We start from the raw sequence: 16,280 nt of genomic DNA, 5'->3' as shown, positions 1-16,280 counted from the left end.
CGACCGCCGATACGGTGACGTGGGGCGATCAGGCGGCGCGGGCGCCGACGCCGTGGCGCCCGGCGCGAAGCCGCGCCGGGGCGACGTCGACATCGCAGGCGCGCCAGGCCGCGTGCACCGCGGCGCGCACGTCGGTCCAGGCGCCGAGCCTGCGGTCGAATTCCCAGGTGGTGCGCAGCACCGGCTCGATCTCTTCCCACGACCGGTCGGGATAGGAATCGCGTCCGCTGCGTCCCAGCGTGATCACCAGATTGCGATCGAATTCGATGTCGCTCATGTCGTGCGTGCAACCAGTGCGGCCGGGAAGAGCGCGCAGGCTACGCAGCGAATCGTCTGTTTTTGGTGAAACTAAAAGCGCGTTTCGATGACAGTGCGCAGGGTGCGTGGGCGCGGTTCAGCCATCCGGATTCGATGCAGCGCATTCATCGATGGAACGTGCGACGCACGTCGCAGTCACGCGGCAGGACGCGATCAGAACAGCGCCTGCACGAGCTGCAACAGTCCCCACAACGAGGCGATCCACACCGCGGTGCGCAGGTAGGGAATGCCGATCAGATAGATGGGCAGGTAGGCGACGCGGGCCCACAGATACACCTGCGCGCCGAGCAGGGTGTCGGCAGTGCCGCGATCGAGAAACGCGACCGCCAGGGCGGCGGCCGCGAAGAACGGAAACGTCTCGAGAAAGTTGCGGCTGGCCGCGTTCGCGCGGATCGCGACGCCGGTCAGCGGCGGCGCGTCGCCGTCGCGATTGCTCGCGTTCCAGCGCACGCCGCGCTGCCAGGTACTGCAGGCGCCCGCGACGAGCACGTAGGCGAGGCCCAACAGGATGGACCAGGCCAGGATCTGGAGTTCGCTCTGCATCGTCGCGGGTCCTGTCGGTGCGGCCGGCCGGGATCAGCCGGCGACGGCGCGTGCGATCGCGTCGTTGAACGCGGGGATGTCGTCGGGCTTGCGGCTGGTGATGATGTTGCCGTCGACGACGACTTCCGAATCTTCCCACGTGCCGCCGGCGTTGGTCAGGTCGGTCTTCAGCGACGGCCACGACGTGACCTTGCGGCCCGTCGCGAGGCCCGCTTCGACCAGCAGCCACGGGCCGTGACAGATCGCCGCGACCGGCTTGCCGGCGTCGCCGAATGCGCGCACGAACGCGACCGCCGCCTTGTCGGCGCGCAGCACGTCCGGGTTCATCTGGCCGCCCGGCAGCACCAGCGCGTCGTAGCCGCCCGCGTCGGCCTTGGACAGGGTCACGTCCACATCGACGCTGCTGCCCCAGTCCTTCTGGTCCCAGCCCTTGATCTGCTGCTTGTCGTCCTGCGACACCACGTGGACCGTGGCGCCGGCGTCTTTGAGCGCCTGCAGCGGCTTCTCGAGCTCGGACTGCTCGAAGCCGTCGGTGGCGAGGATGGCGATCGTCTTGCCGTTGAGATCCTGCATTGGAATTCCTGGGTCGTGAGGGAACGGCGAGGCTAGGCGCGCCGGCGTTGGAACGCGGTGAAACATGCCGGGTTGCGCGCACCGTTCGACTGCGCGCCGCCGCGCCTTCGCGGCGCACACGCCGGGACGATCGGAACCGTCACGACGACGCCACGCCGGCGTCTCGCGCATCCCGCGATGCGACGAAGGGCCCGGTCCAAGGCGGCATTCCGCATGCACGCGCCGGCCGCAGTCTCGCCCGGTGAGACGCGCCGAGCCCACAGTCGCGCTCCGTTTCTGCTGTGACCGGAGCCGACCCTGAACGCGATCCTCAAACCCGTGCAGGCCCTGGCGGCGACCGGCGGCGGCACCTCGCTGGCGACGAAGCTCGCGGCGAAATATCCCGGGCGCGTGACCGGCAACCTGCTGCTGCCCGGCCAGGAAGGCCGCTACGCGCCGATGCCGGATGATGTGCCCGCCGCACTGGCCGATGCCTTGCGCGCGCGTGGCATCGACCGGCTCTACAGCCACCAGGCCCAGGCCTGGGCGGCGACGCAGGCCGGCCGCCATGTCGTCGTCGCGACGCCGACCGCTTCGGGCAAGTCGCTGTGCTACACGCTGCCGGTGCTGTCGGCGGCGATCACCGCGCGCAGCAAGGCGCTCTACCTGTTTCCGACCAAGGCGCTGGCGCAGGACCAGGTGGCCGAACTGCTGGAACTCAACAGGGCCGGCGCGCTGGGCCTGCGCGCGGCGACCTTCGACGGCGACACGCCGGGCGACGCGCGGCAGGCGATCCGCGTCAGCGGCGACATCGTCGTCAGCAATCCCGACATGCTGCACCAGGCGATCCTGCCGCATCACACCAAGTGGGCGCAGTTCTTCGAGAACCTGCGCTACGTCGTCATCGACGAGATCCACACCTACCGCGGCGTGTTCGGCTCGCACGTCGCCAACGTGATCCGGCGGCTCAAGCGCGTCTGCGCGTTCTACGGCGTGACACCGCAGTTCATCCTGTGCTCGGCGACGATCGGCAACGCGCACGCGCATGGACAGGCGCTGATCGAAGCGACGGAGGACACGATCGACGCGATCCTCGACGGCGGCGCACCGCGCGGCGACAAGCACATCCTGCTGTGGAATCCGCCGGTCGTGAACCCGGATCTGGGCCTGCGCGCATCCGCGCGGTCGCAGTCCAACCGCATCGCGCGACTGGCGATCCGCTCCGGCCTGAAGACGCTGGTGTTCTGCCAGACGCGGTTGATGGTCGAGGTGCTGACGAAGTACCTCAAAGAGGTCTTCGACCACGACCCGCGCAAGCCGCGCCGCATCCGCGCCTACCGCGGCGGGTACCTGCCGACCGAGCGCCGCGCGGCCGAGCGCGACATGCGCGCCGGCGACATCGACGGCATCGTCAGCACCTCGGCGCTGGAGCTGGGCGTCGACATCGGCAGCCTCGATGTCGTCGTGCTCAATGGTTACCCCGGCAGCATCTCGGCGACCTGGCAGCGCTTCGGCCGCGCCGGCCGCCGGCAACAGCCATCGGTCGGCGTGCTGGTCGCCAGTTCCGAGCCGATGGACCAGTACGTGGTGCGGCATCCGGAGTTCTTCGCCGACGCCAATCCCGAGCACGCACGCATCGAGCCCGACCAGCCGCTGATCCTGCTCGACCACATCCGTTGCGCGGCGTTCGAGCTGCCGTTCATCGATGGCGACGGCTTCGGACCGGTGGCGCCGGCGCCGTGGCTGGAGGTGCTCGCGGAATCCGGCGTGCTGCACCACGAGGGCGACCGCTGGGAGTGGATCGCCGACAGCTACCCGGCGCAGGCGGTCAACCTGCGCTCGGTCGCCGACGGCAACTTCGTCGTCGTCGACCGCACCGACGGCCGGCAGACGATCATCGCCGAGGTCGACTATTCCGCCGCCGCGCTGACCCTGTACGAAGGCGCGATCCACATGATCCAGTCCGAGCCCTTCCAGGTGGAGCGCCTGGATTGGGAAGGCCGCAAGGCCTACGTCACCCGCACGCGGGTCGACTACTACACCGACGCCATCGACTACACCAAACTCAAGGTGCTCGACGACGCCGAGCAGGCCGACGCGGGGCAGGGCAGCGCGCACCTCGGCGAAGTGCATGTGGTGCGGCGCGTATCGGGCTACAAGAAAATCCGCTTCCACACCCACGAGAACATCGGCTACGGGCCGGTCAACCTGCCCGACCAGGAGCTGCACACCAGCGCGGTCTGGTGGCAGTTGCCGCAACGCGCACTGGACGCCGCCTTCGATGCGCGGCACGAAGCGCTGGACGGCTTCCTCGGTGCTTCGTACGCGCTGCATCTGGTCGCGCAGGTCGCGGTGATGGCGGAAAGCCGCGACCTGCAGAAGGCGGTCGGCAGCGGTGACGGCACCTGGTTCGCGACCGCCGACCAGCGCGGCCGCGGGCAGCTGCGCGACGGCGACGGCGCCAGCACCTCGATCGAGCTGCTCGGCCGGTTCGCGCCGACGCTGTATCTCTACGACAACTATCCCGGTGGCGTCGGTCTGTCGTCGCCGCTGTACGAGCGGCGCGACGAACTGCTGGCGCAGGCCGCCGCGCTGGTCGCGGGCTGCAGTTGTCGCGCGGGCTGCCCGGCCTGCGTCGGTCCGATCCTCGCGGCGGAAGAAGCGCAGCAGCGCACGCCCAAGCAGCTGGCATCGCGGGTGATCGCACTGCTGGCGGCCGCATGAGCGCACGTCGATGAGTGCGCTGGCAAAGCGACTGGGGCTGCTGCGCGGGCAGGCGGGTACGGCCACCGACGTGACCCGGCCGGCGCGGCCGCTCGGCGAGGGGGCGCTGCCGCCGAAGGCCGCGTGGCCGCGCGTCGATCCCGCCGCGCGCGGCGAGCGCTCGCCCGAAGAGGTCGTCGCCCAGCTGCGCAAGCTGATGCGGCTGCGGGTGCCGGTCGCGCAGCGCCCGACGGGGCCGGTCGACCGCCACCTGCCGGGCGAAGAGATCGCGCCGGGCCTGCGCTATCTCGAACAATGGACGCCGTGGCCGCAGGACGACGCGCTGCTGGCACTGCACGACATCCGCCACGACACCGCATCGCGTTGCGATCTGCTCGCCTTCGACACCGAGACGACGGGCCTCGCCGGCGGCACTGGCACACGCGCCTTCATGATCGGCGCCGCCGATTTCCGCGACGGCGGCCTGCGCATCCGGCAGCTGTGCATGACGACCCTGGGCGCCGAGAGCGCGATGCTGCGCACCTTCGCCGACTGGCTGTCGCCGGCGACCGTGCTCGTCAGCTACAACGGCCGCAGTTACGACCGGCCGCTGCTGTCGACCCGCTACCGGCTGGCGCGGCTGCCGGATCCGGTGCTGGCCCTGCGGCACGTCGACCTGCTGCATCCGGTGCGGCGGCGTTATCGCGGCGTGTGGGCGAACTGCAAGCTCGCGACCGTCGAGCGCGAACTGCTCGGTGTGCTGCGCGAGGACGACCTGCCCGGCAGCGAGGCGCCGGGCGCGTGGCTGGCCTATCTGCGCGGCGGCAGCGCCGACAAGCTGCGCCGCGTCGGCCTGCACAACGCGCAGGACCTGCGCAGCCTGTTCGGCGTGCTCGAAGCGATGCGGGATGCGCCGGAAGCCTCCGAGGCGTGCGAAGCCGGCATCTCCGACGGGTTCGACGGATCGGGTGAGGAATCCGAAATGCGAGCGCCGCGCGTGTAGGAGCGCGCTTGCGCGCGACCGGGCAGGATGCGCGCGGAATGGCCGCTCCGTCGCCGTGGTCGCGCGCGAGCGCGCTCCTACAAACACATGCTGCACGCCAACGGAATCAGGCAGCGCGTGGGGCGCGGGATGTCACCGGCCCGAGCGAGTCGAGGCGCACTACGCGCGTCGCGCGGCGGCTTCGTGCGGGGCCCATTCACGCGCCTGGCATCGCCGTGATGCTTGAATCGGACGGCCCAGCAGCCCCCGCATCGCCGTTCCACCGGCGACCCGTCGCGTCACTCTGGAGCGCCATGGATGCCAGCCCACCCCGCGTGGCCGCGGTCGACCCCGCGTCGCCACGTGCCACGCTCCGCGCCCGCCACGCGATCGCGATCACCATCGGCGTCGTCGTCGGCGCCGGCATCTTCCGCACCCCGTCGCTGATCGCCGGCGCGTCGGGCAGCGAGTTCGTCATGCTGGCGGCCTGGGTCGGCGGCGGCCTGCTGTCGATCGTCGGGGCGCTCTGCTACGCGGAACTCGCGACCACGTATCCGCAGGCCGGCGGCGATTACAACTATCTGCGCCGCGCCTTCGGCCGGCGCCTCGCGTTCCTGTTCGCCTGGGCGCGTGTCTCGGTGATCCAGACCGGGTCCATCGCGCTGCTGTGCTTCATCGTCGGCGACTACATGGCGCAACTGTTCGATCTCGGGCCGTGGTCGTCGGCGCTGTACGCCGGTCTCGCGGTCCTCGCGCTGACCGCGATCAACTGGCTCGGCACGCGCCAGGGCGCGGCGGTGCAGACCTGGCTCACGGTCGCGGAAATCGTCGGCGTACTGGTGATCGTCGGCGCCGGGTTGCTGTTCGCGCCGGCGGACCTGCAGCCGATCCCGGGCAGCGGCGGCGACAGCGCGATCGGCCTGATCCTGGTCTTCGTGCTGCTGACCTACGGCGGCTGGAACGAGGCGGTCTACATCACCGCCGAAGTGCGCGACGCGCAGAAGTGGATGCCGCGCGTGCTGGTGCTGAGCCTGGTCGCGGTCGCCGCGCTGTACGTCCTCGTCAACCTCGCCTATCTGCGGGTCCTCGGCCTCGGCGGCATGGCCGAACACGACGCGGTCGCGGCCGAGGTCATGGGCCGCGTGCTGGGGCCCGCCGGCGCGGTGGCGATGAGCGCGATCGTCGTCGCCGCGGCGCTGACCTCGGCGAACGCGACGATGATCACCGGCGCGCGCAGCGTGTACGCGGTCGGGCGCGATTTCCCGGCGCTCGGTTTCATCGGACGCTGGGATGCGCGCACCGGCACGCCGCGCGCCGCGATGCTGGTGCAGGGCGTGCTCGCGCTGGGGCTGGTCGTCCTCGGCGCCTTCGCGCGCGACGGCTTCGAGGTCGCGGTCGAATACACCGCGCCGGTGTTCTGGCTGTTCTTCCTGCTGGTCGGGATCGCCCTGTTCGTCCTGCGCCGGCGCGATGCGCACCTGCCGCGCCCGTTCCGCGTGCCCCTGTATCCCGTGCTGCCGCTGCTGTTCTGCGCGACCAGCGCCTATCTGCTGTATTCCAGCCTGGCCTATACCGGCCGTGGCGCGCTCGTCGGCGTCGCGGTCCTCGCGATCGGCGCCGTGCTGCTGTGCGTTCTGAAACCGTCCACCCGCCCCGAGGAGTCGCCGTCATGAAGCCGACCAAGTCCCTGATCGCCCTGGCGATCTGCACGCCGTTCCTGCTCGCCTGCGCCGATCAGGCCGTCAACGCCTACGAGCCCGCAGACGCGGAGATCACCGAAACCGCCGCGGACTCCGACGCGCCCGCCATGGAGACCACGCACACGGTCACCGCTTCGATCGGCCCGGACTCGCCGTATGCCGAAGGCGCGCCGGCGCCGGCGCGCGAGCCGGATGTCATCTACGTGCCGACGCCCGAGCCCGTCGTCGACGCGATGCTCAACCTCGCCCAGGTCAAGGAAGGCGACGTGCTCTACGACCTCGGCTCCGGCGACGGTCGCATTCCGATCGCCGCGGCCACGCGGTTCGGCGTGCGCGCGGTGGGCTACGACATCAACCCGGTGCGGATCCGCGAAGCGAACGCGAACGCGGAGGCGGCCGGCGTCACCGACCTGGTGACGTTCAAGGAGGCGGACCTGTTCGAGGAAGACATCAGCGAGGCCAGCGTCGTGACCCTGTACCTGCTGCAGAGCCTCAACGTGAAGCTGCGCCCGAAGCTGCTGTCGGAACTGAAGCCGGGGACGCGCATCGTCAGCCACGCCTTCGACATGGCCGACCAGTGGGAGCCCGAGGTCACGCAGAAGGTCGGCAGCAGCACGATCTACATGTGGACCGTGCCGGAACGCTGATTCCGCGCGCGCCGCGTCGCACGACCGGGCCGTGCCGTGCGGTCACGCCGTCGTCGTCCCCGCTGCGCATACTGGCGACCCACCATTTATCCGGAGATTCGATCGATGTCCGTCACGCGTTGCCACGTTCTAGGTCTTGCCGGCGTCGGCCTGTCGCTGCTGTGCGCCGGCACGCTCGCGCGCGCGGCCGGGCCCGCCGTGCCCTACGACGGCACGCTGTCGACGTTCGACTATCCGCATCCGCGCCAGCAGCACGCCTTCGAATCGCAGGGGCAGGCCGTGTCTATGGCCTATATGGACGTGCGCCCGGCGGCGGATGCGGCCAATGGACGCACCGCGGTGCTGCTGCACGGCAAGAACTTCTGCGGCGCCACGTGGGACGCGACGATCACCGTGCTGGTGGATGCGGGTTGGCGCGTGATCGCGCCGGACCAGATCGGTTTCTGCAGCTCGACCAAGCCGCGTGGCTACCAGTTCTCGTTCGCCCAGCTCGCAGCGAACACGCATGCGCTGCTCGACGCACTGGACATCGAACGCGCGACCGTCATCGGCCATTCGATGGGCGGCATGCTGGCGACGCGCTACACGCTGCAGTATCCGCAGGCCGTGTCGCAGCTGGTGCTGGTCAACCCCATCGGGCTCGAGGACTGGCAGGCCGCGGGCGTGCCGTACGCGACCATCGACCAGCTGGCCGAGAGCGAGCGCAAGACCAGCTTCGACAGCATCAAGACCTACCAGACGCGGTTCTACTACAACGGTCGTTGGGCGCCGGCCTACGACCGCTGGGTCGCGATGCTGGCGGGCATGTACGCCGGGCCGGACCGCGAGATCGTCGCGTGGAACCAGGCGCAGACCTCGGAGATGGTGTTCACCCAGCCGGTCGTGCAAGAGTTCCCGCGGCTGCGCGTGCCGACGCTGCTGCTGATCGGCGGCACCGACCGCACGGCACCCGGCGCGAACCGCGCGCCGCCCGAGATCGCGTCGACGCTCGGCGATTACCCGGCGCTCGGCCGCGCGGCCGCGGCGGCGATTCCGCAGGCGACCCTGGTCGAGTTCCCGGCGCTGGGGCACTCGCCGCAGGTCGAGTCGCCGGACGAATTCCACGCCGCCTTGCTGCGCAATCTCGGCGCGGAGTAACCGCGCCGGCGTTCAGGCGTCGGCGTCGGACCAGACGGCGAGCGTGTGACCGCTGGGATCGCGGAAGTGGAAGCGGTGGCCGCCGGGAAAGGCGAACGTCGGTTCGACACTCGCGCCCGCCGCCTCGACGCGTCGGCGCGCGGCCGCCAGATCGCGGGCGTAGAGGATCACCAGCGGCCCGCCGGTGCGCACCACGTCGGTCTGCGCGAACCCGCCGGTCATGCGTCCGCCATCGCGGAACTCGCAGTAGGCCGGGCCGTGATCGGTGAAGGTCCAGTCGAACGCGGCGGCGTAGAAGCGTTTGCTGGCGTCGAGATCGACGACGTCGAATTCGATGTAGTCGATGCGCAGGTCGCGGTCGGTGGCGTCCATGGAAGGGTCCGGTCGGGCAGGCTGCATTGTCGGCCATCCGGCGCGGGCGCGCGCTGCGAAACCGCCCGACGCTGCAGTGCCGGGCCGCCGGTCCGGTTCATTCGGCATTCGACTGCGGATCGGGGCAGCCCCTACACTGGATCGCACGCGTCCGCACCTTCCATGTCGCGCGTTCCTTCCTGTCGGATCCCCGGTTTCCCATGTCGAAATGGCAGTTGTGCCTGTTGTTGACCGCCTGCCTCACGGCCGCCGCTTGCCAGCGTGCGCCCGAGACGGCTGCGCCGGTCGAGACGGTGCAGGTCGACACGCCCGAAGAGGGCGGCGCGGTCAGCACGGCGCCGGTCGAGGACATGGGGATCGCCCCCGCGCCGCCGGCCGTGCCTGCCGTCGAACCCGTGGACTGGTCCGACATGGCACTGACCGAGGGCGCCGCATCGATCAGCTGCGAACTCGACTACACGACCCAGGGCGACGGCGAGCCGCTCCAGGCGCTGGAGCAGGAGGCGTTGACCGCGCTGCTCGCGCCCTGCGCCGAACGCGGCGTCGCGCGGTTGCGCTTCAAGGGTCGCGTCACCCAGGAATTCACCCACCTGATGCAGCGCGTGGCGCTGGTCGCCGACGGGCTGTCAATCGACAAGCGCGTGCTCGACATCGATTCGAGCGGCGGCATGGTCGAGGAAGCGATCCGCAGCGGCGACGTCATCGCCGAGTCGGGCTGGACGATCTGGGTGCGCGAAGGTGCGGTCTGCCACAGCGCCTGCGTGTTTGTGCTGGCCGGCGGCGACAACCGCCTGATCGGCGGTCGCGTCGGCATCCACCGCATCATCCGCATGAGTTCCAGCGCGGTGACGCGCGCCGAACTCAACCGCGAGCTGCGCGCGGTCTACGGCCGCGTCCGCGACTACCTGGAGCGCAACGGCGCCGCGGTCGCGGTCGCCGACATGATGATGGCGGTGCCCAACCGCAGCCTGCGCATCCTCAGCGCCGACGAACTCAAGCTCTACGGCCTCGACGGCATCAATCCGGCCCAGGACGATCTCGACCGCCTGCGCCTGATGCGCAAGTGCGGCGAGGATTTCGTCGCCCGCCGCGATGCCTTCGCACGCGCCTTCGACAGCCGCTGCAGCGCGCCCGACCGCGAGGTTGATGCGATGACCGCCTGCGGCCTGGAGCTGCGCACCACGTTCGGCTTCCCGGATGCGACCTGTCCGGTCGAGAGCCCGCTGTCGGAATACGACCTGGCCGGCGAGCTCGGCGACGCCGCCGACAATGCCAGCCGCCTGCGCCTCGATACCCTGCCGCCGCGACAGGCATGCGGACGCGACGGGTGCGGATGACCGCGCCGATGCGATGCGCGCCGACGCCCGGGACTGAGCGGCCGGCTCAGCCGTTGCCGGGCGCCGCGGGCGCATCGACGACATCGTCGGGGATGAAGCCGCCGGACTGCCGCTTCCACAGCTGCGCGTAGACGCCGTCGCCGGCGACCAGCGCCTCGTGCGTGCCCTGTTCGACGATGCGGCCGCGGTCCATGACGATCAGCCGGTCCATCGCCGCGATCGTCGACAGCCGGTGGGCGATCGCGATGACCGTCTTGCCGGCCATCAGCCGGTAGAGGTTTTCCTGGATCGCCGCCTCGGCTTCGGAATCGAGCGCGGACGTCGCCTCGTCGAGGACCAGGATCGGCGCATTCTTCAGCAGCACGCGCGCGATCGCGATGCGCTGGCGCTGGCCGCCGGACAGCTTGACGCCGCGCTCGCCGACGTGCGCGTCGTAGCCGGTGCGGCCCTTGGCGTCGCTGAGGGTGAGGATGAAGTCGTGCGCTTCGGCCCGGCGCGCGGCGTCGAGCATCTCGTCCTCGCTCGCGTCCGGGCGGCCGTAGAGGATGTTGTCGCGCACCGAGCGGTGCAGCAGCGACGTGTCCTGGGTGACCATGCCGATCTGCGCGCGCAGCGAATCCTGCGTCACCGTGGCGATGTCCGTGCCGTCGATGCGGATCGTGCCGGCCTCGCGGTCGTAGAAGCGCAGCAGCAGGTTGACCAGCGTCGACTTGCCCGCGCCCGAGCGCCCGACCAGGCCGATCTTCTCGCCCGGCCGCACGTGCAGGTTGAGGTCCTCGATGACGCTGCGCTTCTGGCCGTAGTGGAAGTCGACGTGCTCGAAGCGGATGTCGCCGGCGATGCGGCCCAGCGGCGGCGCGCCGCTGTCGTCGTCGACGGTCGGCGCCAGCGAGATCGAGTTGATGCCGTCGCGCACGGTGCCGATGTTCTCGAACAGCGCCGACAGCTCCCACATGATCCACTGCGACATGCCGAGCATGCGCAGCGCCAGCGCCACCGCGACCGCGATCGACCCGGCGGTGATGATGTCGCCGTGCCACAGCCACAGGCCCAGTGCGGTCACCGAGAACAGCAGCAGCATGTTGAGCGTGTAGTTGCAGACGTTGATCACCGTGACCAGGCGCATCTGCCGGTGCACGGTGTCGAGGAAGCCGTCCATCGCCTCGCGTGCATAGGCCTGCTCGCGCTGCGAATGCGAGAACAGCTTGACCGTCGCGATGTTGGTGTAGCTGTCGACGATGCGGCCGGTCATCACCGCACGGGCGTCGGCCTGGCGTTCGGAGATGCGGCTGATCTGCGGCACGAAACGCCACATCAGCAGCGCGTAGCCGGCCACCCAGCCGAGGAAGGGCAGCATCATCCGCCAGTCCGCGGCCGCGGCGACGACCAGCGCGCCGGTCAGGTAGACCAGCACGTAGTTGCCGACGTCGAGCAGCTTGATGACGGTTTCGCGGACCGCCAGCGAGGTCTGCATCAGCTTGGTGGCGATGCGCCCGGCGAACTCTTCCTGGAAATACGACATCGATTGCCGCAGCAGGTAGCGGTGCACGTTCCAGCGGATCCGCATCGGGAAATTGCCGAGCAGGGTCTGGTGGATCACCAGCGAACTGAACAGCGTCAGCGCCGGCAGGCCGACCAGCACCAGCAGCGCCATCGCCAGCAGCCGGCCGCGTTCGCCATCGAGGAAGGTCTCCGGCGTGCTCGCGCCGAGCCGGTCGACGAGCGAGCCGACGTAGGCGTAGAGCACCACTTCGGCGATCGCGATCGCCGCGGTGGCCAGCGCCATCAGCAGCAGCCAGTGGCCGCTGCCGCGGACGTAATGCATGCAGAACGCGAACAGCGTCGTCGGCGGTTGCGTCGGCGCGGCGGGCGGGAAGGGGGCGATGCGGCGTTCGAACCAGCGGAACATGGGGGGTCCAGTCGGATGGGCACGATCGGCTGCGCGTGGCGGCAGCCGGAGCGTGCTCGAGGAATGAGGTGCGCGGCGGGCGCGGCGGTGCCCCATTGTCCGGGATCGCCGCGGTGCTTGTCGCGCCGTGTCAGGGCACGTCGACGACGATGCGTCCCAGGTGGTGCGCGGCCAGCGCCTGCTGGGCATCGGCCAGGCGCGCCAGCGGAAACCGGTGCGACACCCGCAGATGGAACGGCCCGACGTGGATCGCGCGACAGACCGCGCGCATCAGCGCCGCATCGTGCCGGGTGCCGATCGCGTTCGCGACGATGCCGTCGCGCGTCGGCGGCGGCGCGACGCCCTGCGGCCAGGCGATGCGGCCGTCGCGCTTCAGGGCCCCGACGATGGTGCGGGCCAGCGCCGGCTCGCTTGCCGTCAGCAACGCGGCATCGAGTCCGTCCGGGGCGAAGATGCGCAGCGCCGCGGCGAGATTGTGCCGGCGCCCGTCGATCGCCATGTCCGCGCCCAGCTGCTCGCACAACGCCTGGCCGTCGGCGCCGGAGGCCACGGCGAGCACGCGCGCGCCGCGCTGGCGTGCGAACTGCAGCGCGATGTGGCCGATGCCGCCGCTTGCGCCGAACACCAGCAGCGACCGGTCCGAGCCGATGCCCAGCACGTCGGTGACGCCGCGCATCGCCAGCGCGGCGTCGACCGGCATCGCCGCGGCCTGCGGCAGGGTCAGGCGCGCCGGGATCTGCCAGACGTGATCCGCCTCGAGGACGACGAACTGCGCGTGGAAGCCGGCCTTCGGCGCGCGCAGCGGCACCAGGCCACAGACCCGGTCGCCTTCGCGGAACGCGGTCACGCCCTCGCCGACCTCGACCACGGTGCCGGCGCCTTCGGAGCCGGGCACGTGCGGAATCAACAGCGGCTGGCCACTGCGCGCGGCGAACACGCCTTCGCGCTCGAGCACGTCCCAGTGGCCGACGCCGGCAGCGAGCACGCGGATCAGCACCTGGCCCGGACCGGCGCGCGGCACCGGCAGTTCGATCGGCCCCAGCACGTCGGGGCCACCGAAGCGACTGAAGCCCATCGCCTGCATCGTCTCGGGGGCGGTGTCGGCGGGCAGGCGGAAGGGGCGGACGGCAGGCAGTGCGGTGGACATGGACGCTCCGGCAGGGCGCGCGCTTGTGCGGCGACGGCAGTCAGGGTAGAACCTCAACAATTGTTGAGGTCAAGAGGCGCCTGCATGGCCACGTCCCCGTCGCTCCATCCGCTGTCGGTCGGCGACCTCGCCGCCCGCAGCGGCGTCGCCGTGTCGGCGCTGCATTTCTACGAGCGCGAGGGCCTGATCCACGGCTGGCGCAACGCCGGCAACCAGCGCCGCTACGGCCGCGACGTGCTGCGCCGGGTCGCGGTGATCAAGGTCGCGCAGCGTGCCGGCATCCCGCTGGCGTCGATCCGCGACGCGCTGGACACGCTGCCCGATGCGCGCACGCCGACCCAGGCCGACTGGACACGGCTGTCGCGACGCTGGCGCGGCGAGCTCGACGCGCGCATCGCCCAGCTGACGACGCTGCGCGACCAGCTCGACGGCTGCATCGGTTGTGGCTGCCTGTCGCTGGCCGCGTGCCCGCTGCGCAACCCGGACGACGCCGCCGGACGCGACGGTCCTGGCGCGCGCTATCTGGCACCTTGCGTCGAGTGATCCGACGGGGCGCCGCGCGAGGCGCCTCAGCGATCCGTGACGTCGCCTGCGGCCGACGGATCCGGTTGCGGTGGGCCGCGGCGACCCGGCGGGGTCGACGCCGCCGCGAGGCGCGCTGCCAGGCTGCTGCCCATCGAGCGGCTGAAGCGGCCCAGGTCGGTCACGGCGATCCCGGTGTACCAGGGCAGGGCGTCGACGGCGCGGGTCGCTTCGGCATCGCCCACCGCGGCGCGGAACTGCCGGGTCCACGCGTCCTCGACCTCCAGCGCCACCGCATACGGCAACAGGAACGCGTAGCGCGCGGCGTCGAGCGCCGGCGCGGCGTCGCGCGTCACGCGGCCGCTCGCGACCAGATGACGGCGCAGGCCCTCGATCTCGCCGAGCATCGCGCGTCCCGCGTCGGTCGGCGTCTTGACCAGCGCGGCGAACACCAGCAGCACCGGCAACATCAGCGTGACGAGGCCGAGTGTCGCCAGCAGCATAGCGCTGCCGGCGGCGACCGCGATGGCGGCGCTGCCGCTGACCAGGGCGATGGCCAGCGCGATCAGGATGCTGGCGCCGTTGGGGCGGAACATCGCCGGCTGGAAGCGGCGCCGCAGCGCGGTGTGGTGGGCCTGCAGCGCCTGGCGCACGCGGGCGGCGTCGGACGGATCCAGCGTCAGCGTGTCCCGGTCGTCCGGCAACAGCGAGGCCAGCAGCGCACGCTGTTCCATCGTCGGCAGCGTGTGCGCGCCGGCGCGGGTCCGGGTGACGCGCCAGCCGGTGTCCCGCCCGTCGCGTTCGCGGCGCAGGTGCACATGATCGTCGACGGCGCTGGCCAGCAGGTCCGAGGTGGCGCAGCGGATGTCGTAGCGGCGCCGCCGGATGTACCGCAGGCCGCCCGGCGACAGCCCCGGCGGCGGTTGCGGCCGCGCCTCGGGCGCACCGGCCTCGACATCGCGGCCGAGCCGGCGCCAGCGGAGCGCGCAGTAGGCCAGCAGCACCAGCAGTCCGGCGCCGGCCAGCAGCGGCCCGAGGTGATCCTGCAGCCACCAGCGCGCGGTCTGCGCACGCGAGGGCGGGGCGACGAGACCGCGGGGGAAGGCCAGCCGGATCGCCAGCGCCTCGCCGGGCACGAGCGCGCGCGTCGTCGTCCAGGTCGCGCTGCCGCTCGCAGACAGCGCGACCTGGACATCGCGGCCCGCGTTGCCGGTGACGCCATCGGCCTGCAGGCGGGCGACGGGGACGGCGGCCGGCAGGGTCACGCGCACGCGGGCGCGATCGACCGGCAACGGGTGGTCCGGACCGATCACGGTCCAGTCCAGCGCGTCGCCGTCGAGCCCGAATCCGATCTGCCGCGTGGTGCGGTAGCGCAGCGTGTAGACCGGTTCCGACGGCAGCGGCAGGAAGCCGGTATCGCCGATGTGGACGCGGACGCCGCCCGCGTGCCGCTCCAGCCGCCAGGGCTCGACGTGGCCGTCGCGCTGCACGTCGCCCATGGCGAATCCGCCGGTGATGCGCGCGCCGTGGCGGTCGACGCCGTGCGTGGGAATGTCGCGGACGATGCCGTGGCGGATCCGGCGGCCCTCGGCGCGGACGTGGAGCCGCTCGGTGACGTCGAGGCGGCCGTCGTCGAGCACCCGGATGTCGATGTCGTGGGCCAGGATGCGTTCCGATGCCGGCGCCATGCCGAACGCGAGCAGCAGCACCAGCGCCGCGCCGCAGCGCACGCCCAGGCGATGACGCAGGCCCGGTGCCGCGCTGCGCGCCGTCATGGGAGCGCGCCGATGGCGATCGCGTCGCGTGCGCCTTCGCCGGCCTGGAAGAACCCGGCGGCGCGGATGCCGGCGACGCGCGCGACCAGCAGGTCGGGCACGCGCTGCACCGCATCGTTGAGGTCGCGCACCGCGCCGTTGTAGAAGCGCCGCGCGTACTGCAGTTGCGCCTCGACATCGACCAGATCGCGCTGCAGCTGCAGGAAGTTGGCGCTGGCGCGCAGGTCCGGATAGGCCTCGCGCAGCGCGAGCAGGCGGTCGAGGCCCTGCCCGAGCGCGGTCTCCAGATCGCCCAGCGCGGTCGGCTCGCGGGTCATCAGGGCGCGTGCGCGCAGGTCGGTGACGCCCTCGAGCGTCGCGCGCTCGTGGCCGGCATACGCCTGCACCGCGGAGACGAGCGGCGGTACCAGGTCGTGCCGCCGCATCAGCTGCACGTCGATGTCCGCCCATGCGGTGCGGACCTGGTTGCGAAGGCGCACCAGGCGATTGAAGACGACCACGCCCCAGACCAGCAGCACGCCCAGACACGCGGCGACGACGAGGCCGGCAGTCATCGGGAAACGGGGGCTGCGACAGGGCGGAAAGACGGCACGGGCGACTCGATCGCGGTGGATTCCGGAGGATACCCAGATTGCG

General features: G+C 71.3%; 15 protein-coding genes. 7 read left to right on the top strand and 8 right to left on the bottom strand.

The annotated features are described in order from the left end of the window. Positions 1–28: 28 nt before the first annotated feature. From CJ022_RS02005 to CJ022_RS01995, 3 genes are all read right to left on the bottom strand, one after another. Positions 29–277, bottom strand: a complete 249-nt coding sequence (locus CJ022_RS02005) for a hypothetical protein (protein ID WP_101925027.1) — start codon at positions 275–277, stop codon at positions 29–31. A gap of 194 nt (positions 278–471) precedes the next feature. Beyond that, positions 472–861 (bottom strand): MAPEG family protein, encoded by a 390-nt coding sequence (locus CJ022_RS02000; protein ID WP_101925026.1) that lies wholly within the window; start codon positions 859–861, stop codon positions 472–474. A gap of 33 nt (positions 862–894) precedes the next feature. Then, complete coding sequence (locus CJ022_RS01995) at positions 895–1,434, bottom strand: type 1 glutamine amidotransferase domain-containing protein (RefSeq protein WP_101925025.1); 540 nt, start codon at positions 1,432–1,434, stop codon at positions 895–897. A 318-nt stretch (positions 1,435–1,752) separates the two neighbouring features. Between CJ022_RS01995 and CJ022_RS01990 the strand changes: the two genes are divergently transcribed. From CJ022_RS01990 to CJ022_RS01970, 5 genes are all read left to right on the top strand, one after another. Next, a complete protein-coding gene (locus tag CJ022_RS01990) occupies positions 1,753–4,137 on the top strand; it encodes a DEAD/DEAH box helicase (protein ID WP_425490839.1) in 2,385 nt (794 codons plus the stop codon). A gap of 10 nt (positions 4,138–4,147) precedes the next feature. Next, positions 4,148–5,119 carry a ribonuclease H-like domain-containing protein gene (locus tag CJ022_RS01985; RefSeq protein ID WP_101925024.1) on the top strand — a complete coding sequence of 324 codons (972 nt, stop codon included), beginning with the start codon at positions 4,148–4,150 and terminating at the stop codon, positions 5,117–5,119. A gap of 293 nt (positions 5,120–5,412) precedes the next feature. Next, positions 5,413–6,771, top strand: a complete 1,359-nt coding sequence (locus CJ022_RS01980; RefSeq protein ID WP_101925023.1) for an APC family permease — start codon at positions 5,413–5,415, stop codon at positions 6,769–6,771. Continuing rightward, positions 6,768–7,445, top strand: coding sequence for an SAM-dependent methyltransferase (locus CJ022_RS01975; RefSeq protein ID WP_199171408.1), 678 nt, complete (start codon positions 6,768–6,770; stop codon positions 7,443–7,445). The genes CJ022_RS01980 and CJ022_RS01975 overlap by 4 nt, the downstream gene beginning before the upstream one ends. 105 nt (positions 7,446–7,550) lie before the next feature. After that, complete coding sequence (locus tag CJ022_RS01970; RefSeq protein WP_101925022.1) at positions 7,551–8,582, top strand: alpha/beta fold hydrolase; 1,032 nt, start codon at positions 7,551–7,553, stop codon at positions 8,580–8,582. Between the two features lie 12 nt (positions 8,583–8,594). Here the strand turns inward: CJ022_RS01970 and CJ022_RS01965 are convergent, their stop codons facing one another. Next, a complete protein-coding gene (locus CJ022_RS01965) occupies positions 8,595–8,954 on the bottom strand; it encodes a VOC family protein (RefSeq protein ID WP_101925021.1) in 360 nt (119 codons plus the stop codon). A 200-nt stretch (positions 8,955–9,154) separates the two neighbouring features. On the opposite strand from CJ022_RS01965, the gene CJ022_RS01960 reads away from it, so the two are divergent. Further along, the gene (locus CJ022_RS01960; RefSeq protein WP_101925020.1) at positions 9,155–10,291 is read left to right on the top strand and encodes a COG3904 family protein; all 1,137 of its coding nucleotides are present in this window, start codon (positions 9,155–9,157) and stop codon (positions 10,289–10,291) included. Between the two features lie 46 nt (positions 10,292–10,337). Here the strand turns inward: CJ022_RS01960 and CJ022_RS01955 are convergent, their stop codons facing one another. Together CJ022_RS01955 and CJ022_RS01950 are read right to left on the bottom strand one after the other, a co-directional pair. Then, on the bottom strand, positions 10,338–12,200 hold the full coding sequence (locus tag CJ022_RS01955) for an ABC transporter ATP-binding protein (RefSeq protein WP_101925019.1): 1,863 nt from the start codon (positions 12,198–12,200) through the stop codon (positions 10,338–10,340). Positions 12,201–12,330: 130 nt separating this feature from the next. After that, on the bottom strand, positions 12,331–13,347 hold the full coding sequence (locus CJ022_RS01950; RefSeq protein WP_199171407.1) for a quinone oxidoreductase family protein: 1,017 nt from the start codon (positions 13,345–13,347) through the stop codon (positions 12,331–12,333). An 84-nt stretch (positions 13,348–13,431) separates the two neighbouring features. Here CJ022_RS01950 and soxR point away from each other — a divergent pair, with 84 nt between their 5' ends. Then, entirely contained in the window at positions 13,432–13,890 is a 459-nt protein-coding gene (gene soxR, locus CJ022_RS01945; RefSeq protein WP_101925018.1) for a redox-sensitive transcriptional activator SoxR, read from the top strand. 26 nt (positions 13,891–13,916) lie between these two features. Here the strand turns inward: soxR and CJ022_RS01940 are convergent, their stop codons facing one another. Continuing rightward, positions 13,917–15,644 (bottom strand): DUF2207 domain-containing protein, encoded by a 1,728-nt coding sequence (locus tag CJ022_RS01940; RefSeq protein ID WP_101925017.1) that lies wholly within the window; start codon positions 15,642–15,644, stop codon positions 13,917–13,919. Continuing rightward, positions 15,641–16,198, bottom strand: a complete 558-nt coding sequence (locus CJ022_RS01935; RefSeq protein ID WP_101925016.1) for a LemA family protein — start codon at positions 16,196–16,198, stop codon at positions 15,641–15,643. The genes CJ022_RS01940 and CJ022_RS01935 overlap by 4 nt, the downstream gene beginning before the upstream one ends. Positions 16,199–16,280 lie beyond the last annotated feature (82 nt).

Origin of the sequence: Luteimonas rhizosphaerae (genome assembly GCF_002849595.1) — a bacterium.
Taxonomy (GTDB): domain Bacteria; phylum Pseudomonadota; class Gammaproteobacteria; order Xanthomonadales; family Xanthomonadaceae; genus Luteimonas; species Luteimonas cellulosilyticus.
The sequence above is the reverse complement of the archived record's forward strand: the minus strand, read 5'-3'. Positions and strand labels throughout refer to the sequence as shown.